Genomic DNA, 26389 nt, shown 5'->3' on the forward strand with positions numbered 1-26389 from the left:
TAGCAAGAGTGAACCACCTGATCCCTTCCCGAACTCAGAAGTGAAACCTCTTCGCGCTGATGGTAGTGTGGGGTTACCCATGTGAGAGTAAGTCATCGCCAGCTCATTATTCTAAACACCCTCAACTAATGTTGGGGGTGTTTTTTTATGCAAGAGAGAAAATAAAGTTAGAAAAACAATAATAAATTGAATAGAACTTCTGATTAAAATCTTTATGTCTTTTGATAAATCTGTGCTATACCTAATAAAACGGCATAGAAATTGCTTATCAAAAACTTATATATTAAGTTGTTGAAAAACATAAATTTAAAAGAGTGGGTGAAAATGAAGTTATCGGTTGGATTAAAAGTTGCAAACTCCTTGTCACTGACACCGCAGTTACAACAAGCCATTCGTTTGCTTCAACTTTCGAGCTTGGAACTTGAACAAGAAGTTCAAATTCAGTTGGACAGTAATCCCTTATTAGAAAAAGTCGAAGAACAAAGTAGTGTCGAAAGTTTATCCACCTTAGAAGAGCAAGAGCATGATCAAAAGGATTTGACTAAAGAATTAAATGCAGATCATCTACCGAATGACTTGCCTGTCGATACAGACTGGGATGATGTGTACACTCATTTACCCACGAGTTTGGGAGCAGCGGAATATGAAGAGCGCGAGGATAATCGTCAGGGACATTTAGGTTTAAAAGAGCACATGATGCAACAAATCAATCTGTTGCATTTTTCTCAAGTCGAGCAGCTCATTGCCTACTGTATTGTCGATGCTTTGGATGACAATGGTTTCTTGGATTGTGAAATATCTGAAATAACTACATCTGTGCAACATTTATTGATCTCCATGGAATACAAAGATGAAGTTGAAGACGATGAAGTTTTGGTCGTTTTGAAACATATTCAGCGTTTAGAGCCGATTGGTATTGGTTCGCGTAATTTGGCGGAATGTTTATCTATTCAGCTTGAAAGTTTGGCTACAGATGTGCCTTATCGGCAGGAAGCACTGCAACTCTTGCAGCATTATGAGTTATTAATTTCGAATGATTTAGCCAAGTTAATTAAGCAAACGGGTTTAAGCGCAGATCAGCTACAGCATGCAGTGGCTTTATTAAAAACCTTGAAAGCGCATCCTGGTACAGCATTTGAAGATCAGGAGTCAGATTATCAAATTCCAGATGTAGTGGTCAGTAAAAAGCAGGACCATTGGCAGGTGCAGCTGAATCCTGATGTTGTACCGAAGCTTAGAATCAATTCATTTTATGCCAATATGATTAAACGCGCAGATCAAAGCGAAGACAATCAATATTTGCGCAATCAAATGTTGGATGCAAAAAACTTTATTAAAAGTGTCGATGAGCGTCATAAAACTTTATTAAAAGTCGCAACCTGCATTGTGCAACATCAACGTGAATTTTTAGAAATTGGTGCTGAAGGAATGAAACCGTTGATTTTGCGTGATGTTGCCGATGAGGTGGAGTTGCATGAATCTACAGTTTCACGGGTGACCACTAATAAATATATGTTAACTCCACGTGGTTTATTTGAATTGAAATATTTCTTTTCAAGTCATGTTGGAACAAGTTCAGGTGGAGAAGCATCCTCAACTGCGATTCGCGCCAAGATAAAAAAATTAATTGCAGAGGAAAATCCACGTAAACCTTTGTCAGACAACACAATTGCAAACCTTCTTAAGGAGGAGGGAATTGATGTAGCACGCCGAACAGTTGCGAAATATCGTGAGTCATTAAATATTCCGTCATCTTCTGAACGAAAAGTCTTGATCTAATTTTTAAAATCGGTCTATTCTAAGGATTCATTATGACCAAATAATGAATCTTTTTTGAAGGAATAGTTAGACATGATTTAAAGTGACCGCTACAGTGATCTGTTATTTGGCAATCAATCATGTGAACTATGCCTTCCTAATCCTAATGAAGGTGAGGGATAGAATTATGCAAATAACAATTCGTGGACATCACTTAGCTATCACCCCTGCAATTGAAGAAAATATTCGACTTAAATTTGCACAAATGACCAAACATCTGGATCAGGTCAATAGTATGCAGGTGAAATTAAGTAAAGATCATCAAATCGATAAACATTCTAAAAAAGGCAGCGCCAATCATATTGCAGAAGCAATTATTCGTTTACCTGGAACGGAGCTTTTTGCGCAGGCTAGTGCAGATGATATGTATACTTCAATTAAGATGATGACAGAAAAATTAAAACGTCAGTTAGAGAAACATCGGAAGATGCAGTTGGATTATCAGCCTTTAGCCATCTAGTTAAAATGTGATTTAAAAAGAGGTTTTGGATAAACCTCTTTTTTTATTGCGATAATGTATAGGATTAATGAATTATTTTTTCTATTTATAGTAAAATGACAGGTTTTTACACCGTTGGTCCTATAAGAGGTCTTTGTGATGAATAGTGAACAGCTCACTGAAATTTTAAAAGCTGCTTTTCCAGAGGCTGAAGTTGCTGTAAGTGGGCAAGGCGGCAAGTTTGATCTTCGTATTGTAGATAATCAGTTTGAAGGTAAGCGTCCTGTTGCTCGTCAACAAGCAGTGTATGCACCATTGAATAGCTATATTGCCAGCGGTGAAGTTCATGCGGTTACAATTCGTGCAATGACACAAGAAGAATGGCGTAAAGCAAGCTTATTTGGAGCTTAATAATTTAATGGATAAATTTTTAATTCAGGGCGGTAATAAGCTCGAAGGTGAAGTGCGTATTTCTGGTGCAAAAAATGCAGCCTTGCCACTTCTTGCTGCAATGATTCTTGCAGAAACGCCAATTACATTGAAAAATGTTCCAAATTTAAAAGATGTAAATACCTTGGTGAAGTTGATCGCAGGCTTGGGCATTAAAATGTCTTATGAAGGCGATACAGTCATTGCAGATACATCAACGTTGGACAACCAATTTGCACCTTATGAATTGGTAAAAACCATGCGTGCCTCTATTTTGGTGCTTGGCCCATTGGTTGCGCGCTATGGTAGTGCAAAAGTATCTTTGCCAGGGGGGTGTGCAATAGGCTCACGTCCTGTCGATCAACATCTTAAAGCACTTGAAGCTTTAGGCGCAGAAATTGAAGTTGAAAATGGCTATGTAAATGCCAAAGTCAATGGTCGCCTTAAAGGTGGCGAAGTGGTCTTTGATATGGTCACTGTTGGCGGTACAGAAAACATTCTCATGGCTGCGGTATTGGCAGATGGTGTTACCACTATTCGTAATGCTGCACGTGAACCTGAAATTACCGACCTTGCGCAAATGCTCATCAAAATGGGCGCTAAAATTGAAGGTTTAGACACCGATACTTTAGTGGTTACAGGTGTTGAACACTTGCATGGTTGTGAGTATTCAGTAGTTGCTGACCGTATCGAAACAGGTTCTTATTTGGCTGCAGCTGCAATTACGGGCGGTAAAATCAGAACCACACATACCGATCCTGCCTTGCTAGAATCTGTGTTAGATAAGTTTGAAGAAATGGGTGCGGAAGTCACACGTGGCGATGACTGGATTGAACTGGACATGATGGGCAAGCGCCCTAAAGCCGTGAGTTTCAGAACTTTACCACATCCTGAATTTCCAACAGACATGCAAGCACAGTTAATGGCGGTGAATGCGATTGGACGCGGTTTTGCTACCATTTCGGAAACTATTTTTGAAAACCGTTTTATGCATGTCCCTGAGTTGTCACGTATGGGTGCCAATATTCAGGTAGAAGGCAATGATGCGGTGGTGACAGGCGTAGAAAAACTTTCTGCTGCACCTGTTATGGCAACTGATTTACGTGCCTCATTCTCGTTGGTGTTAGCAGCATTGGCGGCAGAAGGCGAAACATTGATTGACCGTATTTATCATATTGATCGCGGTTATGAAAATGTAGAACAAAAGTTACAAGGTTTAGGCGCCCAAATTAAGCGAGTAAATTGATGAATGACATGAGAAACGATGATCCAAATTTTGACGTCATGGGCAATTTTGATCATGGTTTAACTTTGGCATTAAGTAAGGGGCGAATTTTAAAAGAAACTTTGCCTTTATTAGAAACTGCGGGAATTAATTTACTGGAAGATCCAGATAAATCACGTAAGTTGATTTTCCCAACCACACATAAACAAGTGCGTATTTTAATTTTACGTGCCTCTGATGTACCAACTTATGTTGAAAATGGTGCGGCAGATATTGGGGTTGCGGGTAAAGACGTGCTGATGGAGCATGGCGCTCAAAATGTATATGAGCCGCTGGATCTGAAAATTGCCAATTGTAAATTAATGACTGCGGGCAAAGTTGGTATGCAGCGTCCAAAAGGTCGTTTAAAAATTGCCACTAAATATGTGAATTTGACCCGTCAATATTATGCCAGCTTAGGTGAGCAGGTTGATGTCATTAAACTCTATGGCTCAATGGAATTAGCACCATTGGTCGGTTTGGGTGATTACATAGTCGATGTGGTTGATACAGGTAATACTTTACGTGCCAACGGTTTAGAGCCGCTAGAAGAAATCTGTAAAGTATCTTCACGTTTAATTGTCAATAAAGCCAGTTTTAAGCGCAAGCAAGATTTGCTCAATCCAATTTTGGCACAACTTGAAAAAGCAGTGGTAGAACGCGAGTTGGCAAAACAATCTGCTTAACTTTGCATCCATCATCCTGCTTTCTCAAAAAACCGTCATTTAATGACGGTTTTTTTATGTCCACCCATGATTCTGTTCTTGAATGATTTTGAACGTGAATTTCCATCAAAACATACTGCTTTCGCCATGTATAGATTCCCACAAAGCCCTAGAAACAAGGTAAACTAAACTTTTCTATCAAACCTTGTGGGTAAATTGATGCGACGTTTATCGACTCAAGATCAAAGCTTTAAACAAGCCTTTGCAGACTTGTTGGCTTTTGAAACTGTCAGTGATCCTGAACTTTTAAAAACTGTAGATCAAATTATTGCTGATGTGCGTCAGCACGGTGATGCTCAGGTTCTTAAACTCACTCAACAGTTCGATCGACATCCAGCGCATCAATTTTCAGAACTTGAGTTAAGTCAGGAGCAACTGAAAGCCGCATTTGATGCTTTAGATAACGAAGTTCGTGAAGCTTTGGAATTGGCTGCTGCACGTATTCGTGAATTTCACCAAGCGCAAAAGCAGGATGGCTGGACTTATGTTGATGCTTTGGGCAATACACTTGGGCAAAAAGTCACGCCATTAGATCGCGTTGGTATTTATGTACCGGGTGGTTTGGCATCTTATCCATCTTCTGTGCTCATGAATGCCGTGCCTGCGCATGTTGCTGGTGTACCTGAAATTATTATGGTGGTACCTGCACCGAATGGTGAACTCAATCCATTGGTTTTGGCGGCTGCATATTTAGCAGGGGTGACTCGTGTATTTACCATTGGCGGAGCGCAAGCTGTTGCTGCATTGGCTTATGGTACAGAAACCATCCCATCGGTAGATAAAATTACGGGGCCGGGTAACCGCTTTGTGGCGGCTGCAAAACGTGCTGTGTTTGGTCAGGTCGGCATTGATATGATTGCAGGGCCATCCGAAATTTTGGTTTATGCCGAAGGTGAAAATAATCCTGAATGGTTGGCGATGGATTTACTTTCCCAAGCCGAGCACGACACGGTTGCACAATCTATTTTTATTACACCAGATGCGCAATTGCTGAATCAGGTTGAACAAGCGATTGAACAGCACTTGGCGAATTTGCCTAAAGCTGAAATTGCCCGCACTTCTATTGCAAATCGTGGTGCATTGATCTTAGTCAAAGATCGTCAAGAGGCGATTGAATTGATCAACCAAGTTGCGCCCGAACACTTGGAGTTGTGTATGGATGATCCACAAGTGATGGCAGAAGAAATTCGTCATGCGGGTGCGATCTTTATGGGGCGCTATACACCAGAAGCTATTGGTGATTATTGTGCAGGGCCAAACCACGTATTACCAACGTCGGGTACAGCACGTTTTTCATCGCCATTGGGTGTTTACGATTTCCAAAAACGCTCAAGTCTGATTATGTGTTCAGCTGAGGGCGTGAAAAGTTTGGCGAAAACCGCTGATATTTTAGCGAAGCAGGAAAATCTGGATGCGCATGCACGATCAGCACGTTATCGTTATCAATCATAAATAGCATTACAACCTCTCCCTGACCCTCTCCTAATAAAGAGAGGGGAATTTAAACCACACAAATTTTGTGTCTTTAGTAATGAAAATTCCTCTCCCTTTGGGAGAGGTTAGGAGAGGGTTTAAAGAGAATACAAAATGAATATCACAGCAGAACAAATGCGTTTTTGGAGCCCTGAAGTACGTGAGCTAGAGCCTTATGTACCGGGTGAGCAGCCAAAAATTCAAAATTTATTAAAATTGAATACCAATGAAAACCCGTATCCACCTTCGCCTAAAGTGGTGGAAGCGGTGCAAAAGGTTTTAGAAAACTCGGCAGATGCACTGCGTTTATATCCAGATCCAGATGCGTCTGAGCTTAAGCAAGCCATTGCGAAACAGCAAAATGTAGCTGTTGGAAATGTCTTTGTTGGCAATGGTTCAGATGAAGTCCTTGCACATATTTTTAAGGCTTTTTTTGTTCAGGAACAGCCGTTACTGTATCCAGATATCACCTATAGTTTTTACCCTGTATATAGTCAATTTTTTGGGGTAAAAACTAAAATTTTGCCTTTAAATGATGATTTTGAAATTGTAGTTGATGACTATAAGCAAGCCAATGGTGGCATTATCATCACCAATCCGAATGCACCGACCAGTATTGCTTTGGGTTTAAGTGCGATTGAAGAAATTTTACAGGCCAATCCAAATTCAGTGGTGGTGATTGATGAGGCTTATGTCGATTTTGGTGCAGAGTCTGCAGTAAAATTGGTAGAAAAGTACGATAATCTTGTGGTGTGTCAAACCACATCTAAATCACGTTCTTTGGCAGGTTTACGTGTTGGTTTTGCGATTGCGCAACCGCATTTAATTGCCGCACTGGAAGCCGTGAAAAATAGTTTTAACTCCTATCCAATGGATCGTTTTGCGATTGCAGCAGCGGTGGCATCTTTTCAAGATCAGGCGTATTTTGAAGCACAATGCCAAAAAGTTATTGCAAGCCGTGAGAAATTGGTGACGGATTTAACGAGCTTGGGCTTTAAGATATTGCCATCACACGCCAACTTTATTTTTGCATCACATCCTCAACAGGATGCGGGTGAATTAGCTGCAGCATTACGTGAACGCGGTATTATTGTGCGTTATTTTAATAAACCACGCATCAATCAATATTTGCGCATTACTATTGGTACAGATGATCAAAATCAACGCTTAGTAGATACTTTAAAATACGATATTTTGGCTTAATTGTTAAAATATCGTAGAGGCGAGTGAAGCATTGAATTCACTCGCTTTTTTTGTTTTTGCGACATGCTATTGCGCAGGTTTGTACCAGCGGTTCAATAAGTCCAACATCGCTGAAACCTTGTCAAAACATTCTTGATATTCTGCTTCACAAACAGATGCAATCGTGACGCCACCACCAGCCCATAATGAAACATCTTGCTGATATTTCTGAATAGAACGGATCAGGATATTCCAAGAACCCGTTCCATCGGCATCAAAATAACCCATAGAGCCGCAATAGGCGCCACGTGCTGCACCTTCGAGTTCATCTATAATTTGCATGGCACGAATTTTCGGTGCGCCTGTAATTGACCCACCTGGCAAGGCAGACATCAACACATCAAAAGGATTCATCTCGGCTTTTAGTGTTGCGGTCACTTCACTGACCATGTGATGCACTTGGTTAAAAGACTCAATATTGAATAACTTTGGCGTTTTGACGCTGCCAGTTTCGGCATAAACACTTAAATCATTACGTAATAAATCCACAATCATCACATTTTCAGCCTGATCTTTTTTAGATTCACTTAATTGTTGTTTCGATTGTCGGTCTAATTCAGGATCGCCATAACGTGGCATCGTGCCCTTAATGGGTTTTGTGGTAATTTTTCGATTTTCCTCAAAATCGATAAAGAGTTCGGGCGAACAACTTAAAATTTCAAAATCACCAATACGTAAATAACCTGCATAAGGTGCATTGGTCAGTTGCCAAAACTGAGCTGCAGTCTCTAAAAGTTGACCTTGAGCCTCAGCGCTAAACTCTTGCGTAAGATTAATTTGATAACAATCTCCTGCCACTATATAGTCTTGAACATGTTGAAAGGCGCGTTGGTAATCTGTGAAATTCCAGCGGGCTTGACACTTTTGGCTTAATTGGAACTGTTCAATTATGGTTGATTGAGTATATAAATTTAAAATAAAATCAAAGATTTGAGTAGAAGCATCGTCTGAACTATAAAAATACCAGCCATCAGTTTCTTGCTGTAAATAGCTTTTAAATTGACCTAAAAAAATACTTGGCTGGGGACGAGACTGCATATTGATGTGTTGCTGTGCTGCTGCATCATACGAAACAAACCCCATTACACTGCAAAATGGGGCGGTGTCAGCATCTTCTAAAGCACCGAGATGAGCTGTTAAATCTAATTGAGTTGGACTTAATTCATATTGATCCAATGCCGTTTTTTGAAAGTAAAAATGTTGATGGTTTTGCTGCACACAATAGCGTTCAGCCAAAAAAGCAATACGTGCCTTTCCATTATTTTGCAAATAAATACAATGTGAAAGTGCTGCCAAAGCTTGCAAAATTCTTGCAGCCTCATATTCAGGTTCACAGAATAATTTTTTAAAATGAGTAGGATAGGACATAAAGCGTAAACAGCTGAGAGATTTTAAAAGGCTATTTTACATGATTGCAGCAGATAAAAAGCAAATAACCGTTTGTCGGTAAGATGTGGATTGCGACAAACAGCAGTTGAACAAAAAATAACTCAGATATACCTTTGTATGTGCAAACCGACTACTCAAGGAATGTGTGTTAGTGTTGTCCTCATCAAATAAAAAAACAATTACTAGCACTGAGTGGTAAAACCAAAAAAATAATACTCTCGGGAGAGTAACAAGATGAAAAAATTTACTAAACTTGCTTTGGTATCATCAATTGCGTTAACGACAAATGCAATGGCAATGCAGGCAATGGACGATACTGCATTAAGCGCAACTACTGGTCAAGATGGTTTAAGCATCGGGATTGGTATTTCTAAAATCGAAATCGAAAAACTTTTAATCCATGATAATGATGGTTTGGCTGCAAAAGGTGCTGCTGGTGATGCTGGTTTTGGTGGGACTGGTAATGCTGGTGCAATTGTTATCAAAGGCAATGGTGTTGATGGTAACGCTAACAAAACACATGGTATCGTGATTGGTGCAAACTATGATGATAATGGTGCTTACTTATTAACTTCGCGTAACTTAGCAGACTTGGTCATTGATACAGATGCAGGTTCTACTGCTGCAGGTGGAGCATTTATTAACGTTGCAGCTCAAGTATCTGGCTTAGATATCAAGATTGGTGAAATTGGCGTATCTGCATCAAATACAATTGACCCTAATGCAACCAATATTCGTCGTGGCCATAGTGATTCCAACTACAACGCAATTTTATCTGGTTTAGAAATCAAAACAGGTAAAATGGATGCCAATATCCAATTGGGTGCTGCCCCACAAGGCGCAATGGTTAAGTTGAATACGACGATGGTCGGCGGTTTAGAAATTAAAAACTTAGGTATTTTGGATAACTCAACTAAAGGCAAAGCAGTTGGTTCTGTAAGTGTTGGTGGCAATCCAACAGCTGTGAAAACGAAGGAAGCGGGTGAAATCTTTATTGAAAGCATTAAAATTGCAGATGCAGATAGTAAAGATTTGACCCTAAATCAAGATATCCAAGTATTTAATGATGCTTATGTTGGCGATAGTACTACTCTTGGTAAGGCGGCGCATATTCGCATTGTAAGCAATGATACTGGTGCTAAAGACCAATATATTAAAGGTATTCACTTAGGTAGTCGTACTGCAAAATCTATAGGTGATATGGAAGTTCAAGGTCTTCAAACTTTCTATAGTACTTCTCAGGGTAGCTATACCAAAGGTGCTATTATCACTATTTCTGGTCACTAATTTAAAAACTGAAAAAGCGCGTGAATTCACGCGCTTTTTTTTACAAATAAACTGATGAGTTCGCAAAAAAATAAAGAAAGCTCTTTTTTTTTTCTATAAAACGAGTATCTTTCTAAATACAAGGAAGTAGAGTGAAAACTCTAAAATAAAAATATTAGGCAGGTATTGCCGAGAACTAAAAAGTAAAAATATATGTTAGAGATCGCTTTGGGCTCGGCATTGATCTATTACGCTGCCACACAAGCCTTTGATTTAAAAGAACAGCATCCTGAAACTGTGCGTTACACAGAAACTTTGGATTCTAGAAATAATTCCTTTACCCGTATGCACAGAGAGCCTGTGCAAATTAAACCTGCTTTAGAAGATCAATTTCGCGGAATTGTGCGCCAAGCCTATGACTACAGTTGTGGTTCTGCAGCTTTAACAACCTTGCTGAATGGTTATGTAGGAACACAATTAAACGAGCAACAAACCATGAGTGGCTTGCTGCGTTATGGAGAATACGACCGAATTATTGAACGTCGTAGTTTTTCGCTATTGGATATGAAGCGCTTTGTCGCAGCTTTGGGCATGGAAAGTGGTGGATATCGCGGGGAGTTTTCGGATTTAGTTAAACAAGGACAGCCTGCAATTGTGCCGATTTCCTATGCAGGTTTTAAACATTTTGTGGTGTATAAGGCATATAAAAATGGACGTGTCTATGTGGCAGACCCTGCATTAGGCAATATCAGTTTCGATGAAGAACGCTTTAAGGAAGTCTGGGAAAATAACACCTTATTTCTAATTAATGTCGCACCGCAAAATCGTCAAACTATGTTGGCATTACAAGAAAAAGACTTGCGTCATGTGGAAGACGCAACAGTGAATCGTTATGCCTTTGTTGATATTCAATATCCACAATTTGCGATGGAAAAAATAGCCGATAAAGCATCGACAATACGTCTAGAGCGTAATGTAAATAAAGATTCTGAAAATTACGGACAGTACGAGCATCGTTTTTTAAGACTCTACTACAAAAACAAATAATCAGTTGTTCACGAAATACAAAAATAAAAATGGAAGGGGTAAATCATGGATCGTAAATGGATGAATAAAACCTTATTGGCTCTCAGTATTCAAATGGTATTTGGGGTGGCTTATGCCGCAGAGGAGCCGCAATTAGGGGAATATGAAACCACAACTGAACAGGCAGAAGTATCAGATACAGCAGCATCAACTGCAGAGACAAGTGCTGAAACAAATAGTGCGGTTGTCGCTGCAAATGGTGCACAAGCAGCATCATCTGCTTTGCAACAGCAAGAGGGCGACGCAACCAAAGAGGCGAATTTAGAGGAAGTGTTTACCTCGAATGAGCGTCAATACTCGCTCATGAAACAAGGTGATATTTCATCTTATTATGATATTGATTATACCTATCATCGTGATACGCAGCTCGACCTTGAAATGGCTCAAGGTCAGTTGTATCAGCTTCGTGTGCAAGAAAATGCGTCCCACGCATTAACTAACACCTTCACCGCACAATATGGTTTGCGTGACAATTTAACTTTATCTGCTTCTGTACCATTGGTTGCAAAGTCAGACTTGTTAAAAGATGCCACGGCAGCAGGCTTGGGGGATATTTCTTTAGGTGCACGTTGGGAGCCATTCCCATTAAAAGCGGGGCGTTTACCTTTAATTTTATTCGCAAATTTATCGACCAAAACGGGGGATAGTCCTTACGAGATTAATCCTGTTAAAGATTTATCAACAGGTAAGGGTTACTACTCTGCAGGCATCGGTGCAAGTACGCGTAAGTATATTGACCCAGTTGTATTGTTTGCTTCTGCTTCAGCCAACTATGGTTTTAAAGAAAGCGGTCTCAATCAAATTCGCGGTAGCCGTATTATTGAAGAGTTTGAGCCAGGTATTAGTGGTGGTTTTGCTTTTGGTTTTGCTTATTCGTTTAACTACGATGTGTCGATGACCATGTCCTATCAGCAAAGCTTTAATACAGGTTCGGAGTTTACTTATCATACGGGTGAAAGCTATTCACCTGCAGACCAGACCAGTTCGACTTTGGCTATTTCATTAGGCGTTCGCGTTTCACCTGAAACCATTGTGAATGGTACGGTAGGAATCGGTCTGACCGAAGACGCGCCAGACGTATCACTTGGTTTGTCATTCCCACTGGATATTCTCGGTTTCGGTAAAAAAATTCGCTAAGAGGCTAGTCGCATGAAAATGATACGACTTCGCCCGTTAGTGACTGCAATTATACTGTCGGGCTGTTCAGGGGCTGCTTTTGCGCAGCTTGGACAAAACTTATCTGTCGATATTCGTTCTTTGACTATGGGGAATGCGGTCACTGCAGATCCTCCTGGTATTAGTGCGATTCACTTTAACCCTGCTGCACTGACCAAGATTGAAGGTTTGCAAACAGATGTGCAAGGGGTGTTGGCACATTTTGATGTACAGCGTGAGCTTTCCGTTCCAGCAGGTTATGACGTATTTGGTTATTCTGATGACCCTGTGGTGTGTAACGATGGACCAGAAATTTTGGCCGATTTTTGTACCGATTTTAAAGGTACAGTACAAGCCGATGTAGAATATCCAACGCTGTATGTCCCGATTCTGAAAAAATTTGTCGATTTGGGTAAAGGCATGCCACTGGCAGCGCCAACCAACGGTATTGCCTATAATCCACCAGGTTCCAAAGTGACCTTTGCCACCGCATTATATGCGCCGTTGATTGCGGGCTTTGGTGCCGAAAATGGTAACCCTGGTAACTTTATGGGACAACAGGTTGCCTTAGAGCGTATTACTTATCTTTCTCCATCTATCGCCTATCAAGTCAATGATGAATTGTCAGTCGGTGCGTCAATAGGGATGTCTTACCAAGCCATCGCCATGAATACCGATTTACGCTTCCCGAATGAACTGATCGGGATGTTACGTATGGTGGATGAAGTGGTCTGTACGCCATTTAAAGAAAACGCCAATATCATCACCGATATTTTGTTGCTCGGGATTTGTAATGCCGAAGAAGGCATGAATCCATTTTCCCGTTTTGGGCAAATGCAACTGGCGGTTGAGCAAAGTTTAAGCCCGAGTTATAACTTGGGTATTTTGTGGGAACCGACAGAAGATTTTAGCTTTGGTATGGTGTATCAGAGTGCAGCTAAAATGCGCTTAAAGGGCAAATATCATATTGATAACTCGAAAGCACCGCGTGAGTTAATTAATGGTTTGATGTCTTCACCAACAGGTCAGATTTTAGCGGCAATTTTAGGTTTCCCAAGTTATATTCCAGCCAGTGAGTCTGGTTTGGTTTCTATGGATTTTGAATATCCTGCGCACTTTCAAGCGGGGATAAAATATAAAGTCATGCCTGATTTACAAGTCAATTTTGATGTGGGCTGGACTGACTATAAAGCATGGGATAAATTCAAATTCGAGTTTGACCGTCAAATCTCGGCATTAAAAATTGCAAAATTGCTTTCGGAGCATGTGTCTGATGACAGTTTAGCTTTGCCATTAGAGTTTAAGTCACCGTGGAACTGGGGTGTTGGCATCGAATATTCAGCCACAGACCGTTTAAAACTGCGTGCGGGTTATGAACCACGTGGTAGTGCGATTCCTGACAATAAACGTAACACCATGGTACCAATTAATAATGCACGTTTATTCGGTCTGGGTGTGGGATATCGTTTTGATGCAGATACAGACCTTGATTTATCCATCGGCTTTTTACAAAGTAAGGATAAAATTCCAGCCAATACCAGTAGCTTAGCCAATAAGGAAGGTGTGAATAACCTGCTGTTAAACCCTTATGCGGGTTTGAATGTGAAAACGGATACAAAAATTACAATTCTTGGATTGAGTTATAGAACACGATGGTAAGTTCAGTACGGAAAATAAAACGGACTTTATTTTCAAAGTCGATACTCACACTGATTTTCAGTATGGGATCGGTGTGTTACGCGAATCAGTTTTACACCATTATTGGACCAGATGGTCGTCCAATTGTGGTGCAGCGTAATGCTGCAGAAAAAAAGCAAACGATACAGGCGTTGGAAACCGCACAACAGCAAAAGCAAGTCCAACAAAAGCAAGTCCAACAAAAGCAACTACAAGAAAACCAACAACAAGACCAGTTTAAGCAAGACAAGGTGCATCAAGTACAGCAGATAACTGCTCAAACATCCGTTCAGGTATCTAAAAATATTTCTGTTCAGGCGAGCAAGCAACTGAATTTGTCTAAGCCGAATATCTCAGAACAATCCGCTATGTCACAAAATCAGGCTAGTCAAAGCAAAGAGAACTCATCATTGCGTGCATCACACACTGAGCCAAATGCAGTGCAGCAAGATATTTCCAGTGCGGAATCTGTTCATCAAACAGGATTGGCAAAAGAAGCAGCGATCAACAAAGTCGCGGTAAAACCATCTGTACTAGAGGATTTACAACAGCTTCCTCAGCAATTTGCGATTGATCCATCCACAGTGTCTGTTTCTAAAAAAACACCAGATCAAGCATCGCATGCATCTGCCCAACAAACGGGTTTTATGGAGATGGCGGGAGAACAGTATGTTAAAAGTGAGTATTTGGAAGATCAGGAGTTTAATTTAGAAGGAAAAAAACGCTTTTATAGTATGCCAGAAGGCATAATTGACACAAAAAATGGCGGTGGTGCTCGTATGCAAGTGGTCGAACGTGAACGTGGTGTAAGCCGTTCCGTTCTCAATAAATTATTTAAAAAGCAATCGGTTGCTGAGCCTCACGCTATTGTTTTGGCTGCAGACTATTATCGTGTTAATCAAGCTGAAGCAATTGAGGGTTTGGGGCAGCAATGTTTTGCTGAAAGCAAAAAAAATAAAGCTAAAACCTTAAAAGCACAACAAGATTTAAATTTGTGGCCTAGAGCTCCCTTAACCGAAAAATTTGATTATGAATTGGTGAAGTTAGAAGGCAATATTCAAAATATTCAAATCAACTCTTATGCCATGAAGCAAAATCAACCGACCTTTTATTGGCCGTTTGTGGTTTTTCTGGATCAAAAAGGCTGTGTGATTGAAGGTGCAGGTGGTTTTAGAAATCAGGATACTGCAGGCAATGTCTTACGACACGAGGTAATAGAAGGTATGCTGCAACTTCCAAAAAATAGCCACTATGTATTATTAACGCCATTGGCTTCTGCAGTGGATATGGAACATCGCGCGCTCAGTAACCAAGGGCAATTAAAACTCATTGCGATACGCTAACAACAATAAGAGAATTCAGGATGAAAACAAGACATATTTTACCTTTTGCAACGACAGCATTGATGGCGGCATTGAGTGGCTGTGGTGGAGAAAGTGCCAATATTAATCCAGAGCCTAATGCTGTGGCGTATATCAACGGGAGTTGTGCCAGTACAGCAAAAAACTGCGTGGAATTTGCATTGGATTATCCTGTGGATGGTTTGAATTTTACCTGTAGCAGTGATACCAGTAAAACCTACATCACCATGATTGAGCCGAAAAGTAATGCGGCAACAGGTAAATGTAGTGAAGGAGATAAAGTCCACTTCTTTATTCAGGAAAAGACCAATCAATATATTGATTTAGGGACAGTATCATTGTCTGATATTGGAATGGTCAGTACTGCAGGTGCGGGTTATCCACGTTTAAGTGTGTTAGATATGGCACGTGGATTAACAGGACGCCAAGCAACGAGTTTAAGTAGTAGTGACGAAACGATACAGGTCGCGACTGCAATTGTACGCTTGCTACAAGCACTTTCTGTTGAAGGTGGAGGAACCATTGCAGGTGATATTCAGCCTTTAACGATTACGACACTCAAAAAAGAACAATTGGCAAATATTGCTGAGTCAGTTGAGGTTGGTGACTATCGTTCAGGGGCTTATGCCAGTATTTTACGCCCGTGGGTAGATGTGTCACAGGTATCTCAAGATGATGCTTATCAAGCATTAAACACCTTGGTTTACATGAATAACTCGGCATCTTATCAAGCTAACTATCCAATTTTAGCCAAAGAAGATTCACAATTACCACAAGGTTTATATGGCTGTAATTTGGCAGACTGTAAATCTACGGTCGCAGATTTGAAACACCTCATTGGGCAATATCAACTAATCACAGACCGTTCTGGATATACCTTCGGTTATGGTATGCAATGGAAAGGTACGGTGTCTGCAAACACGACCAACCCAATTTTAACGGTGAGTGGTGAATTGATTCGTAAAGTACGTCCTGAGCGTATGGTAGCAGCAGCACAAACCACATGGGTCAACCCATTGAATAAACGTATTCACGGGCCATTCCATTTTAGTGTGAATGACAATGCGGCTGATGATTTTAAAATTACCCAAGGTAAGGTGTTTAATGATTATTTAATTGCAGGCACGGAAGGTTTTTATAAATTATTGACCAAATCTACAACAGCGAATCCTGCAGATTATGGTCAATGGCAACAAACCATAGGTACCGATCAGTTCAAAGGTTCTTTTGATGCCTATAAATTCTTTTCTGTGAACTTTTTGGATAATCGCGTTTTTAAAACCCAAAAAAATGTACCTTTAGGCAGTCGCTATATTTTCCCAATTTATGCAACCTTGACCTTTAATTTTGATGGCGGAACGACGACAGATAGCATCAAATTAGGTGTTGTTTTAGATGAAGATGGCAATATTCGTACAGATATAGCACCAAATGCCACAGAAACCGATATGTCTGGTCAGTGTGCAGCAATTCGTCAGTCTGGTGCTGAATATGTTGATACAAATGGTGTGCAGCAATACCGTATAGGTGTGTTAGGTGCAACCGATATTGACAATAAAGCAGTTACTTTGCGTATGATTTTGGCCAATCCAAAATTTCATAAACTTGATGGCGCAGTCATTGGTTTGAATACCAAAATTGAAGCGGTTGAAGGTGGAAATGGTCAAGTGGTGGGCGGTGCACGTGCCAATATTGGCAATTTAGTTGCAGCCAACTCTACACGTATTACATTGTCTGATTTCAATGGCTCAACAGTGAAGTGGAGCAATATTTATCATGCGCAACTTGCAACTTACGTGGCTCAAAACCCTGCTTTAGCAACTGATGCAGATAAAGCTTTGGTGAAAGCCCAAGGTGGAGCTGTAAGTCTAGATGTTGCTGAGTGTTATAACCCAAATAAAGTGCGTATTTAGCATTAATTTTAGGTGACATAGTGATGAAAATAGCCCACTTTAGAGTGGGCTATTTATTATTCGAATTTTAGCTTGATTCAAATGAACATCATGTGGGGTTTTTAACCCGTATGATCTGTACGTGAACCTAAGGTTTCTAAGTGGGTCGTAAAATGATTGTTTTTTCGATCTGCAAAGTAGTGTTGTAAAGTACGTTCTACACTTGGGAAAGCCAATTCAGACCACGGAATTTCATCTTCACTAAACAAGCGTGATTCGATGGTTTCTTCACCTGCACCAAATTGACCATTCAACAATTGAGCTTTGAACAGCACATAAATTTGCCCAATCCGTGGAATGTTATACATGCAATAAAGTTGTTCGATTTCAATTTCCGCTTCGGCTTCTTCGCGGGTTTCACGGGCAGAACCTTGCTCCATGGTTTCAAACATTTCCATATAGCCTGCGGGTAAAGTCCACAAACCATAGCGTGGTTCAATTGCACGACGACACAACAATACTTTATTTTCCCAAACGACCAATGCCCCACAAATGACTTTTGGATTGACATAGTGAATATTGCCACATGCGCTACACACTTGACGTAATTGCTGATCGCCAAGCGGAATTTTCGTTGTTGTTTTTTGTCCACAATTTCCACAAAAGTTCATAGTGATCGTCATTTTTGAAGGGAGTTCTCAGAATAACTGAAAATTTCAACTTTGGCATCCTCTCTATCTATTGCCCACCTATTTCAGCTATGATGAAAACTTAGACAAGGAGAATTATAAGGCATGATTGATCATTCGCTCACGCATCTATTACAGCAACGTTTGCGCTTTTCTAAAACGTTCATGGAAGCGCATGCAGCGGTATTGATTGCCATTACCGACGAGTCTGATCCAAAGGTATTGCTAACCCGCCGTTCTACCTTACTCAATAATCACGCGGGTGAGGTGTCTTTCCCTGGTGGCAAACGCGATCCGCAAGATACCAGTAATATTGTGGTGGCGTTACGTGAAGCACAGGAAGAAACGGCGTTAAATCCATTTGAAGTGCAGTTGATTGGTGATTTACCAATGCAAAAAGCCCGTAATGGGATGTTGGTTAAACCTGTGGTGGGGCTGATTCCCCCAAAAATAGAACTAATTCCACAACCTTCAGAAATTGATCGGATCTTTTTTGCCTCTTTACAGCATTTAATGGAAGCGCCACCAACGCCGTATGAAGTGAGCTTTGCACAACAAAAATTATATTTTCCGAGTATGCAGGTTGAAGATGAAGTGGTTTGGGGCTTAACAGCGCGGATGTTGGTGTCTTTATTTGAATATGGTTTGGATTATCGTAAAGAATGGCCGTTTTTGTTAAATTCACCAACATTTAAGAAATAGAAAAATTTTGATGTGAAGATAGGAAGGAACCATGTTGTATAAATTTAAAGGATATGCCCCGAAAGCAATGCAGCAACCGTGGGATGGTTGGGTGGCGGATAATGCCACGGTCATTGGTCAGGTTGAGTTGGGACAGAAAGTTAGTATTTGGTTTGGGGCTGTGGTACGTGCCGATAACAGTAAAATCAAATTGGGTAATTTTAGTAATGTTCAGGAAAATGCTGTTTTGCACACCGATGCAGGTATTGAAATGCAGATTGGTGATTATGTGACTATTGGACATCTGGCGATGTTACATGGTTGTACCGTGGGCGATAACACCCTGATTGGTATTAATGCAGTGGTGCTGAATCATGCGGTGATTGGTAAAAACTGTATTATTGGTGCCAATGCTTTAATTCCTGAAGGGAAAGTGATTCCCGATAATTCTGTGGTGATGGGTTCTCCCGGTAAAGTGGTTAAGACTTTGGATGAGTCTGCAGAAGCACGTTTAAAAATGAGTGCGCTGCACTATGCTGAACATTTTCAGCATTTTGTAAACCTAGAGCCTGCAACACTCTAAAATAGAATTTGCATCGTTTAGTCAAACGCATTTTTTAGCTGTAATTACATAGAATTTTATACTCAGGAATTGCAATCTAAGGCATGTAAATCCTCGCGTGAATTTCAGGAGTGGAGTATCATAACGCCAATTTTTGATATTTACTCCTTGAAGGTTGTGCATGAAATTGCTGGCATTGGAAACTGCCAATGAGCAGTGTTCCGTTTCGATTGTAGATGAAACACAGGAACTCTTTTTTCAATTAGATGCGCGAGCAAAAGCACAAACGCAAACCATCTTACCGATGATTGAGCAAGGCTTTGCTGAAACTCAAATTAGTACGGCTGATCTGACTGCAATTGCCTTTAGCCGTGGCCCGGGTTCTTTTAGCGGTGTGCGAATTAATGCGGCAGTCACGCAAGCTTTGGCGTGGGCGCATGATGTGCCTGTAATTCCTGTATCGACTTTGCAGGCATTGGCGCAGGCGGCTTATCGTCTTGAAGGATTAACTGCAGTTACGGCTGTGTTGGATGCACGCATGAATGAAGTGTATATCGCCAGTTTTGAGCTAGATGCACAAGGAATCATGCAGGCGGTTGATCAGGAACAATTATTGAATTATAGCGATGCTGCACAGACGGTACGCTTTCAATTGGTCGGTTCTGGTGCAGGTCTCATTGATCAAGAACAAATACAATACAAAGGCTTAAGTGCAACCGCACAAGATATTGCTACTATTGCACGCGTCTGTGCACAGCAACAGCAATGGGTCAGCGCAGAACAAGCATTGCCTGTTTATTTACGTGACAATGCTTGGAAAAAAATTCCAGAACAAGGCAAGGCATAATTAGGGTTATTTATGGATCTTTTACTGCTGCTCAAAGCGGCAATTATGGGTATTGTAGAAGGGATTACCGAATTTCTACCCATTTCTAGCACAGGACATTTGATTCTAGCTGCAGAGCTAATGGACTTTTGGACCAAAGAAAAAAGTGATGTATTTGTAATTGCCATTCAAATGGGGGCAATTGCAGCGGTCATATATGAGTATTGGGCACGTCTATGGGGCGCAGCCACAGGCATGTTTACTGGCGAAGAAAAAGGTCGACGCTTGGGCTTTGGTCTGATTATGGCATCTATTCCAATTATTCTGATTGGATTGACCTTTGGGCAGACTGTAAAAGAATTACTCTTTAATGATGTTGCCGTGGCGATTGGTTTGATTATTGGCGGTTTTATTATTATGTGGATTGAAAAACATCCACCACAAGTACGTGCCCATGAGGTTGAAGAACTAACTTATCGAGATGCGATTTGGATTGGTCTAATTCAGGTATTGTCGCTGATTCCGGGGACTTCGCGTTCAGGTGCAACCATCATTGGTGCGATGTTCTTGGGTGTGTCGCGAAAAGCAGCAACTGAGTTTTCCTTCTTTTTGGGGATTCCTGTCATTATTGGCGCAGGCTTGCTCGACTTATATCAAAGCTATGATGTATTCCAAACTACTGAAGATTGGACCGTACTCAGCTTCGGGATCATCGTCTCTTTTGTTTCCGCACTTTTGCTGATCCGTGCATTGGTGGCTTATGTGGCGAAACGTAATTTTATGATTTTTGCTTGGTATCGTATTGCTTCAGGTTTAATCATTTTATTGTTCGCATTCACAGGCTGGAAACTATGGTAAGCGAACTTCGCTTATATACCGAAGCCGAGTGGCTCACTCAAGCACAGCATTATTCTGCTGTGCTTTTGTCTAGAGGCGTGCAAACGTGCATTGAAACAGTAGAAAAACTCAATGCGCGTTTTTTGCGTTTGAACCCTGAGTTGGCATTGTGTGTAGATGCTGAAGGGCTGTGGTTGTGTGCCAATGGTATGAAAATGCAACCCGATTGGAAAGCTGAAGTTGGGCGATTGAAACGTGCCTCTTTAAAATCGGAAATGATTGCTCGTGCCTGTAATTTGTCGGAAAAACCAAGCCTAATTGATGCTACGGCAGGATTAGGACACGACAGCTTACTCATGGCACACTTGGGTGCTCAGGTCACGTTGTTGGAGCGTCATCCTATTCTTTTTACTTTGTTGGAGGATGCTAAACGCCAAGCCGCAGATGATCCTTTTTTAGCAAGTGTTGTTGCCCGTATCCAGTTGGTTTTTACAGATTCAGCAGATTATTTACGCAACTGCGCAGCGCAGGGCAAAGTGGTTGATGTGGTGTATTTAGACCCGATGTTTCCGCAGCGAGATCAACATCAACAGGCGCAGAAAAAGCAGGCACAAGTCAAAAAACAAATGCAGTTATTACATTTGCTGTTACCTGAAGATGGCGAAATGGATTTAGGTGATCATTTACTGGGTTTGGCACAGCAAATTGCCAAACGTGTTGTGGTGAAGCGCCCACGTTTGGCTGTATTTTTGGCGGGGCAGGAAACCACACATCAATGGCAGGGTGATGCTTGCCGATTTGATGCCTATTTCCAAGCAAATTTGAACAATGGGTAGATTTCTACCACTAAAGCAGTGGCAAGGCGTTCAATGCTTCTATAATGCGCAAAGATTTGTTATATAGTTAAAATTGACAATTGATAATTACGACGACAAGCATAAACTTGGAGTGTGGAAACGCGAGCTGCGATTAACAGAATCCTATGATTGACTTCAAACCCTCCATTAATTTTTGGCACGATTTTAAAAGCAACCAAGCCGCAGGCGTTTGGTTATTTTTGGGTTCGCGACGCTCTTTGCAAATTATTCGTCCTTCTATCTTACAACTGATTTTTTGGGGGATTTTAGGTGGTCTTGCCAATACCTTATTCAGTTGGTTGGTCGCGGGAGAAGTGGGTGAATTTAACCCACAAGGTTTGGTCAGTTATGCCTTGTGGCCCTTTATTGCCTTAATTGTCGGAATTATTCTTTCTCAGCGTGTCAATAACCCGCGTTTATTGTTAGTACCTGCTTTGTTGTGGTTGGTATTAGATACTCACGTTGCATTATTACAAAGCTTGATTCAATACATGGGCATGATGGATGTCTTGCCGTATGTGTTGTATGACTATTTGCCTACCATTTTTATGGTGCTATTTGTTTGGCAAAGTTTGGCAGTGGTATGGGTGTTTTCACGTGAATTGCATTGGCCGTGGTGGGAACGTGCGCTGATTGTTTTGGCGACCTTATTCACTTTGGTAGTTTGGCAAATGTCAGTGAAAAGTCAGCCCATTTGGAAAGTAGAAGAAGTTCCACCAAGTCTAAGCGAAGAAGCTTTTTATGCACAAAGTCGTGTACTCAATAAAGCTTTAGACAGTATTCAATATGGGGAATTTGCTCAATCGCATTGGTACTTTTTAGGCGTTGCAGGGGCGAGCTATCAAGACGTATTTATGTCTGAAATTGAGCGCATTCGTGAACAGTTTGATACCCGTTTTGGTACTTTTGGACGTTCGATGGTGCTCATTAATAACCCAATGACCCGCAATGTAATTCCAATTGCTTCGCAAACCAGTATTGAATTAGCGCTGCGCCGTATTGGACAGCGCATGAACCGTGAAAGTGATGTGCTGTTTTTATATATGACCTCACACGGTTTAAAAGATCATTTTGAAATTGAAAATGCACCACTTGACTTAAATCAGGTCGATCCGAAATGGTTACGCGATACTTTGGATAAATCGGGTATTCGTTGGCGTGTGATCGTCATTTCAGCCTGTTATTCAGGTAGCTTTGTATCCGCCTTGCAAGATGATAATACCTTGGTGATTACTGCATCGGCAGCAGATCGTGAGTCGTTTGGTTGTTCAAACGAAGCTGACTACACCTATTTTGGTCGTGCCTTTTTTGATCAGGCTATGCGTGAACAAAACTCTTTTGCTAATGCTTTTAATGAAGCCAAAGTGACTGTGGCGAAATGGGAGCAAGCGCAAGGTTTTGAACCTTCAGAGCCACAATGGGCAATTGGTAAAAATATGGAATTAATGCTGCCACAATTAGAGCAGCGTTTGTTTCCACAAAAAAGTGTTGTAACATCGGCAGAAATTCAATCGAGTGCGCAGTCTGTTCAATAAGCCAAAGAGGAGAGGGTGATGGAGTTAATTCAGAACAACTGCTGTTTTGAGGGTGAGCAACGGATTTATCGTTTTCATTCAAATGCTTTAGGGACTGAAACTCAGTTTGGCATTTTTTTACCAGAACAAGCTTTGGCGGGGCAGGCATGTCCTGCGGTATTTTATTTGGCGGGTTTAACGTGTAACGAAGAAACTTTTGCGATTAAAGCACATGCGCAGTACATGGCAGCGCAATTGGGACTAATTTTGATTAGTCCAGATACTTCACCACGTGGCGAAGCTGTTGCCAAAGGCGACCATTGGGATATTGGGCAGGGTGCAGGTTTCTATATCAATGCAACACAAGCACCGTGGGCGGCACATTACCAAATGGAAACGTTTGTCGCCGATGAGCTTTATCAATTGGTACTGCAACAGTTCCCAATTCAGGCACAGCACGTTGGCATCATGGGGCACAGTATGGGCGGTCATGGTGCATTGACCCTCGCGTTTAAATATCCTGACAAATTTAAGTCCGTGTCTGCTTTTGCTCCGATTTGTGCGCCAAGCCAATGCCCGTGGGGTGAAAAAGCATTTTCTAATTATTTAGGTACAGATCAGCAAGTGTGGTTACAGCACGATGCGACTGCTTTGGTGCAGGTCAAAGGTGCATTGTTCAGTGAAATTTTGATTGATCAGGGATTGCAAGACCAATTCTACAGTCAGCTCAATCCTGCATTATTTCAGCAGGCTTGCGATGCAGTTGGGCAAAAACTGAGTTTGCGTGAACATGTAGGCTATGATCATGGCTATTATTTCATTCAAAGCTTTATAGATCAGCATTTACAATTCCATGCGGTGCAATTGCAAACTGACTAAGCAAAGTACTCAATTTTACATATTGATTTTTAAACTTTTCTAGGCAAGTTGTTCACTTTTAATTAGAATGGTGGACACTTGCTTTTTTACCATTTGGAAAGATTGCTCATTTGGGTTTGAGTGTCTAGGTAAAATAACGACTGCACAATAAAATAAATAAGGCATCACATGCACAATTCAGAATGGGATTCACCACAACAAGCAACGCCATCTTCCCCGTTTTTTCCAGCGGAGCCTACAACACCGCCTGCGCGTAATCCATTACTTGGACGCATTCATCATTTTCAGTTTCATGGTAGCGCCTCAGAGTATTTTGGCATTTGGATTGTTAATATTTTGTTGATGATCGTGACCTTTGGGTTGTATGCACCGTGGGCAAAAGTGCGTCGTTTGCGCTATTTTTATGGCAATACCGAATTAATCAAACGTCGTTTTGATTTCACGGGTATCCCACATAAAATTTTATTAGGACGTTTAATTGCCATCGGAATTTATGTTGTGATCTCGGTGATTTCCAATTATTCAGTCAAAGCCATGGTTATTGGCGTGGTGGTTTTATATTTGGCTGTGCCATGGTTGATTCGAGCGACCATCCGTTTTAAGGCGCGAAATAGTAAATTTGGCAATGCGCGTTTTTATTTTTCAGGCAGTAACAAAGAAGCCTATTGGGTATTTCTAAAATGTATCGTAATTAATTTGTTTACTTTGGGCTTATTTTTTCCTGTGTTGGTGTGGATGTATAAGCGTTATTGCCTAGACCATTTATATGCAGGACAGCTTAAATTTAAACTAAAAGCAGACTGGCCAGCATATATGCGCGCAATGTATATGCCTATTTTTTTGTTCTTTGGCATTTTGCTTGCTGTCGGGATAATGTTGGCTTTGGCAGGACAGTTGAGTCGTAATCCTGCGCAGTTGGTTTGGTTATTTTTAGCGGTTTATCTGTTGGGGATATTTTTAATTTGGCCACTAATGTCGGCGCGAATTTTTATCACCACATGGAACAATACCAGTATCAGTCGTAGTGAATTTCAGACCGATTGCGGACAGTGGCACTATACTTGGATTGTGGTGACCAATTGGATTGTGAAAGTTCTGAGTTTGGGTTTAATGACCCCATGGGCAGCCATTCGTTTATATCGTTATCAGGTTGAGTCTTTGAGTCTACATTTAAAAAATGATCCAGATTTGATGATCAATAAACTGCAGGCTGAACATAGCGCACTTGCAGAAGAAATCAGTGATATTTTTGATATTGATGTATCGCTGTAAGCTAGGAGAAGAAGATGGCAGCACAGATCGTGGATGTGGTGTTTTATGATGGTGTAGTGTCTAAACCATGGGCTGCCAAAATCTCTCCTATAGATGCTCAGTCGGTACTTATTCGTTATGGTGAAAATTTACAGCAACAACGACACTATCATTATCAAGACATGATGTTGGTGGGCGCACTAGGTAAAATTCAACCTGTCATTGAACTTAAAGACGATGCACGTATTGAATTTTCCGAAGCCTTGCCTGAATGGTTTCAACTGCGAAATAAACAGGTGCAGCATTCTATTTGGAAATTGGAACGTACGCCAAGCCTAATTGTATTTAGTCTGGTTTTTGTGTTGTTGATGGTATTTGCCACAGTGCAATGGGGCATCCCAAGTGCATCCAAATACGTTGCTTTTCAGTTACCTGCGAATACCTTAAAGCAAATTGGTGATGAAGCAGAGCGTTATATCTTAGACATGACAGCGCCAAGCCAACTGCCCGCAGCGCGTCAGCAGAAAATTCTAACAGATTATCGACAGCTTATTGCAGGAGATACACCTGCCAAAGTGCTGTTTCGACAAGGTGATCGCTTAGGCGCGAATGCTCTGGCAATTCCGAATAACACCATTATTTTGACCGATGAATTGGTGGAATTGGCGCAGAATGATCAGGAAATCATTGGCGTGTTGGCACATGAACAAGGGCATTTGGTAGAACGACACAGCTTGCAACAGGCTTTATCGAGCTTAGGGTTTAGTATTATTTTGCTCGCGATTACAGGAGATGGTACAGATTTAGTTTCGACCTTGCCTGTGGCGCTCGTGGGGGCAAATTATTCACGTAATTTTGAATCTGAAGCAGATTATTATGCTTTAAATACGATGCATGCTCAGGGCATTCCAACCATTCATTTTGCCCATTTTCTGGAGCGTTTGGCAGAAGATGCAGGTGAAGACACCGCCAAAAGCCCTTTGGATTTTTTACAAAGCCATCCTGCAACACAAAAACGTATTCAAGCGGTTAAGGATTTTGAACAAACGCAGCGTTTAGCGCCTTAACATGAAACAG

At 41.1% G+C, this 26389-nt stretch carries 24 protein-coding genes and 1 rRNA gene; 23 read left to right on the forward strand and 2 right to left on the reverse strand.

Features of this window, described 5'->3' with window-relative positions:
- The 8 genes from rrf to hisC all read left to right on the forward strand — a co-directional run.
- A 5S ribosomal RNA gene (rrf, locus tag FTU71_RS09590) occupies positions 1–104 on the forward strand; the annotation flags it as partial.
- 220 nt (positions 105–324) lie between these two features.
- On the forward strand, positions 325–1779 hold the full coding sequence (locus FTU71_RS09595) for an RNA polymerase factor sigma-54 (protein WP_180111915.1): 1455 nt from the start codon (positions 325–327) through the stop codon (positions 1777–1779).
- Between the two features lie 166 nt (positions 1780–1945).
- Positions 1946–2278, forward strand: a complete 333-nt coding sequence (gene hpf / locus FTU71_RS09600; RefSeq protein ID WP_004975196.1) for a ribosome hibernation-promoting factor, HPF/YfiA family — start codon at positions 1946–1948, stop codon at positions 2276–2278.
- Positions 2279–2416: 138 nt separating this feature from the next.
- Positions 2417–2668: a BolA family iron metabolism protein IbaG gene (ibaG, locus tag FTU71_RS09605; RefSeq protein WP_004975198.1), complete on the forward strand. Its 252-nt coding sequence runs from the start codon at positions 2417–2419 to the stop codon at positions 2666–2668.
- A gap of 7 nt (positions 2669–2675) precedes the next feature.
- Positions 2676–3932, forward strand: a complete 1257-nt coding sequence (murA, locus tag FTU71_RS09610) for a UDP-N-acetylglucosamine 1-carboxyvinyltransferase (protein ID WP_004975199.1) — start codon at positions 2676–2678, stop codon at positions 3930–3932.
- Positions 3932–4636 carry an ATP phosphoribosyltransferase gene (gene hisG / locus FTU71_RS09615; RefSeq protein ID WP_167846233.1) on the forward strand — a complete coding sequence of 235 codons (705 nt, stop codon included), beginning with the start codon at positions 3932–3934 and terminating at the stop codon, positions 4634–4636. The genes murA and hisG overlap by 1 nt, the downstream gene beginning before the upstream one ends.
- 186 nt (positions 4637–4822) lie before the next feature.
- On the forward strand, positions 4823–6127 hold the full coding sequence (gene hisD / locus FTU71_RS09620) for a histidinol dehydrogenase (protein ID WP_179990908.1): 1305 nt from the start codon (positions 4823–4825) through the stop codon (positions 6125–6127).
- Between the two features lie 135 nt (positions 6128–6262).
- Positions 6263–7351, forward strand: coding sequence for a histidinol-phosphate transaminase (gene hisC / locus FTU71_RS09625; RefSeq protein WP_179990341.1), 1089 nt, complete (start codon positions 6263–6265; stop codon positions 7349–7351).
- A 66-nt stretch (positions 7352–7417) separates the two neighbouring features.
- Here the strand turns inward: hisC and pabB are convergent, their stop codons facing one another.
- Complete coding sequence (gene pabB / locus FTU71_RS09630; protein ID WP_180111916.1) at positions 7418–8758, reverse strand: aminodeoxychorismate synthase component I; 1341 nt, start codon at positions 8756–8758, stop codon at positions 7418–7420.
- A 255-nt stretch (positions 8759–9013) separates the two neighbouring features.
- On the opposite strand from pabB, the gene FTU71_RS09635 reads away from it, so the two are divergent.
- From FTU71_RS09635 to FTU71_RS09660, 6 genes are all read left to right on the forward strand, one after another.
- Positions 9014–10066, forward strand: a complete 1053-nt coding sequence (locus tag FTU71_RS09635; RefSeq protein WP_180006092.1) for a DUF6160 family protein — start codon at positions 9014–9016, stop codon at positions 10064–10066.
- A gap of 192 nt (positions 10067–10258) precedes the next feature.
- On the forward strand, positions 10259–11092 hold the full coding sequence (locus FTU71_RS09640) for a C39 family peptidase (RefSeq protein ID WP_096902113.1): 834 nt from the start codon (positions 10259–10261) through the stop codon (positions 11090–11092).
- Between the two features lie 45 nt (positions 11093–11137).
- Positions 11138–12268, forward strand: coding sequence for a hypothetical protein (locus tag FTU71_RS09645; protein WP_180006091.1), 1131 nt, complete (start codon positions 11138–11140; stop codon positions 12266–12268).
- 12 nt (positions 12269–12280) lie between these two features.
- Positions 12281–13945, forward strand: coding sequence for an OmpP1/FadL family transporter (locus tag FTU71_RS09650; RefSeq protein WP_070154334.1), 1665 nt, complete (start codon positions 12281–12283; stop codon positions 13943–13945).
- Entirely contained in the window at positions 13939–15306 is a 1368-nt protein-coding gene (gene filE, locus FTU71_RS09655) for a putative pilus assembly protein FilE (RefSeq protein WP_180111917.1), read from the forward strand. The genes FTU71_RS09650 and filE overlap by 7 nt, the downstream gene beginning before the upstream one ends.
- Positions 15307–15326: 20 nt before the next feature.
- Entirely contained in the window at positions 15327–17237 is a 1911-nt protein-coding gene (locus tag FTU71_RS09660) for a flagellar protein FilF (protein ID WP_180111918.1), read from the forward strand.
- 101 nt (positions 17238–17338) lie between these two features.
- Here the strand turns inward: FTU71_RS09660 and FTU71_RS09665 are convergent, their stop codons facing one another.
- Complete coding sequence (locus tag FTU71_RS09665; protein ID WP_026438436.1) at positions 17339–17887, reverse strand: NUDIX hydrolase; 549 nt, start codon at positions 17885–17887, stop codon at positions 17339–17341.
- 123 nt (positions 17888–18010) lie between these two features.
- On the opposite strand from FTU71_RS09665, the gene FTU71_RS09670 reads away from it, so the two are divergent.
- From FTU71_RS09670 to FTU71_RS09710, 9 genes are all read left to right on the forward strand, one after another.
- Positions 18011–18607 (forward strand): CoA pyrophosphatase, encoded by a 597-nt coding sequence (locus FTU71_RS09670; protein WP_180111919.1) that lies wholly within the window; start codon positions 18011–18013, stop codon positions 18605–18607.
- Between the two features lie 31 nt (positions 18608–18638).
- Complete coding sequence (locus tag FTU71_RS09675; RefSeq protein WP_131261917.1) at positions 18639–19169, forward strand: gamma carbonic anhydrase family protein; 531 nt, start codon at positions 18639–18641, stop codon at positions 19167–19169.
- Positions 19170–19329: 160 nt separating this feature from the next.
- A complete protein-coding gene (gene tsaB, locus FTU71_RS09680; protein ID WP_096902124.1) occupies positions 19330–19995 on the forward strand; it encodes a tRNA (adenosine(37)-N6)-threonylcarbamoyltransferase complex dimerization subunit type 1 TsaB in 666 nt (221 codons plus the stop codon).
- Positions 19996–20007: 12 nt separating this feature from the next.
- A complete protein-coding gene (locus FTU71_RS09685) occupies positions 20008–20832 on the forward strand; it encodes an undecaprenyl-diphosphate phosphatase (RefSeq protein WP_180006089.1) in 825 nt (274 codons plus the stop codon).
- Positions 20826–21647 (forward strand): class I SAM-dependent methyltransferase, encoded by an 822-nt coding sequence (locus FTU71_RS09690; RefSeq protein ID WP_179989105.1) that lies wholly within the window; start codon positions 20826–20828, stop codon positions 21645–21647. Before FTU71_RS09685 ends, FTU71_RS09690 begins: the two co-directional genes overlap by 7 nt.
- A 146-nt stretch (positions 21648–21793) precedes the next feature.
- Positions 21794–23203 (forward strand): C13 family peptidase, encoded by a 1410-nt coding sequence (locus FTU71_RS09695; RefSeq protein ID WP_180006087.1) that lies wholly within the window; start codon positions 21794–21796, stop codon positions 23201–23203.
- Between the two features lie 18 nt (positions 23204–23221).
- Complete coding sequence (gene fghA, locus FTU71_RS09700; protein WP_180006086.1) at positions 23222–24061, forward strand: S-formylglutathione hydrolase; 840 nt, start codon at positions 23222–23224, stop codon at positions 24059–24061.
- Between the two features lie 168 nt (positions 24062–24229).
- Positions 24230–25333, forward strand: coding sequence for a YjgN family protein (locus tag FTU71_RS09705; protein WP_180111920.1), 1104 nt, complete (start codon positions 24230–24232; stop codon positions 25331–25333).
- A gap of 14 nt (positions 25334–25347) precedes the next feature.
- Positions 25348–26379, forward strand: coding sequence for a M48 family metallopeptidase (locus FTU71_RS09710; protein WP_180006084.1), 1032 nt, complete (start codon positions 25348–25350; stop codon positions 26377–26379).
- Positions 26380–26389: the final 10 nt, after the last annotated feature.

Source organism: Acinetobacter sp. YH12136, from assembly GCF_013418545.1.
GTDB classification, from domain to species: Bacteria; Pseudomonadota; Gammaproteobacteria; order Pseudomonadales; family Moraxellaceae; genus Acinetobacter; species Acinetobacter towneri.

What these genes read in the sequence shown, in the direction of transcription:
- hisC (WP_179990341.1), top strand. Translation starts at nt 6,263, where the DNA reads ATGAATATCACAGCAGAACAAATGCGTTTTTGGAGCCCTGAAGTACGT.
- FTU71_RS09670 (WP_180111919.1), top strand. Translation starts at nt 18,011, where the DNA reads ATGATTGATCATTCGCTCACGCATCTATTACAGCAACGTTTGCGCTTT.
- FTU71_RS09665 (WP_026438436.1), bottom strand. Translation starts at nt 17,887, where the DNA reads ATGAACTTTTGTGGAAATTGTGGACAAAAAACAACAACGAAAATTCCG.
- FTU71_RS09645 (WP_180006091.1), top strand. Translation starts at nt 11,138, where the DNA reads ATGGATCGTAAATGGATGAATAAAACCTTATTGGCTCTCAGTATTCAA.
- filE (WP_180111917.1), top strand. Translation starts at nt 13,939, where the DNA reads ATGGTAAGTTCAGTACGGAAAATAAAACGGACTTTATTTTCAAAGTCG.
- ibaG (WP_004975198.1), top strand. Translation starts at nt 2,417, where the DNA reads ATGAATAGTGAACAGCTCACTGAAATTTTAAAAGCTGCTTTTCCAGAG.
- FTU71_RS09640 (WP_096902113.1), top strand. Translation starts at nt 10,259, where the DNA reads ATGTTAGAGATCGCTTTGGGCTCGGCATTGATCTATTACGCTGCCACA.
- FTU71_RS09650 (WP_070154334.1), top strand. Translation starts at nt 12,281, where the DNA reads ATGAAAATGATACGACTTCGCCCGTTAGTGACTGCAATTATACTGTCG.
- hisG (WP_167846233.1), top strand. Translation starts at nt 3,932, where the DNA reads ATGAATGACATGAGAAACGATGATCCAAATTTTGACGTCATGGGCAAT.
- FTU71_RS09595 (WP_180111915.1), top strand. Translation starts at nt 325, where the DNA reads ATGAAGTTATCGGTTGGATTAAAAGTTGCAAACTCCTTGTCACTGACA.
- FTU71_RS09660 (WP_180111918.1), top strand. Translation starts at nt 15,327, where the DNA reads ATGAAAACAAGACATATTTTACCTTTTGCAACGACAGCATTGATGGCG.
- FTU71_RS09690 (WP_179989105.1), top strand. Translation starts at nt 20,826, where the DNA reads ATGGTAAGCGAACTTCGCTTATATACCGAAGCCGAGTGGCTCACTCAA.
- fghA (WP_180006086.1), top strand. Translation starts at nt 23,222, where the DNA reads ATGGAGTTAATTCAGAACAACTGCTGTTTTGAGGGTGAGCAACGGATT.
- tsaB (WP_096902124.1), top strand. Translation starts at nt 19,330, where the DNA reads ATGAAATTGCTGGCATTGGAAACTGCCAATGAGCAGTGTTCCGTTTCG.
- FTU71_RS09705 (WP_180111920.1), top strand. Translation starts at nt 24,230, where the DNA reads ATGCACAATTCAGAATGGGATTCACCACAACAAGCAACGCCATCTTCC.
- hpf (WP_004975196.1), top strand. Translation starts at nt 1,946, where the DNA reads ATGCAAATAACAATTCGTGGACATCACTTAGCTATCACCCCTGCAATT.
- FTU71_RS09675 (WP_131261917.1), top strand. Translation starts at nt 18,639, where the DNA reads ATGTTGTATAAATTTAAAGGATATGCCCCGAAAGCAATGCAGCAACCG.
- FTU71_RS09635 (WP_180006092.1), top strand. Translation starts at nt 9,014, where the DNA reads ATGAAAAAATTTACTAAACTTGCTTTGGTATCATCAATTGCGTTAACG.
- murA (WP_004975199.1), top strand. Translation starts at nt 2,676, where the DNA reads ATGGATAAATTTTTAATTCAGGGCGGTAATAAGCTCGAAGGTGAAGTG.
- FTU71_RS09695 (WP_180006087.1), top strand. Translation starts at nt 21,794, where the DNA reads ATGATTGACTTCAAACCCTCCATTAATTTTTGGCACGATTTTAAAAGC.
- FTU71_RS09685 (WP_180006089.1), top strand. Translation starts at nt 20,008, where the DNA reads ATGGATCTTTTACTGCTGCTCAAAGCGGCAATTATGGGTATTGTAGAA.
- pabB (WP_180111916.1), bottom strand. Translation starts at nt 8,758, where the DNA reads ATGTCCTATCCTACTCATTTTAAAAAATTATTCTGTGAACCTGAATAT.
- FTU71_RS09710 (WP_180006084.1), top strand. Translation starts at nt 25,348, where the DNA reads ATGGCAGCACAGATCGTGGATGTGGTGTTTTATGATGGTGTAGTGTCT.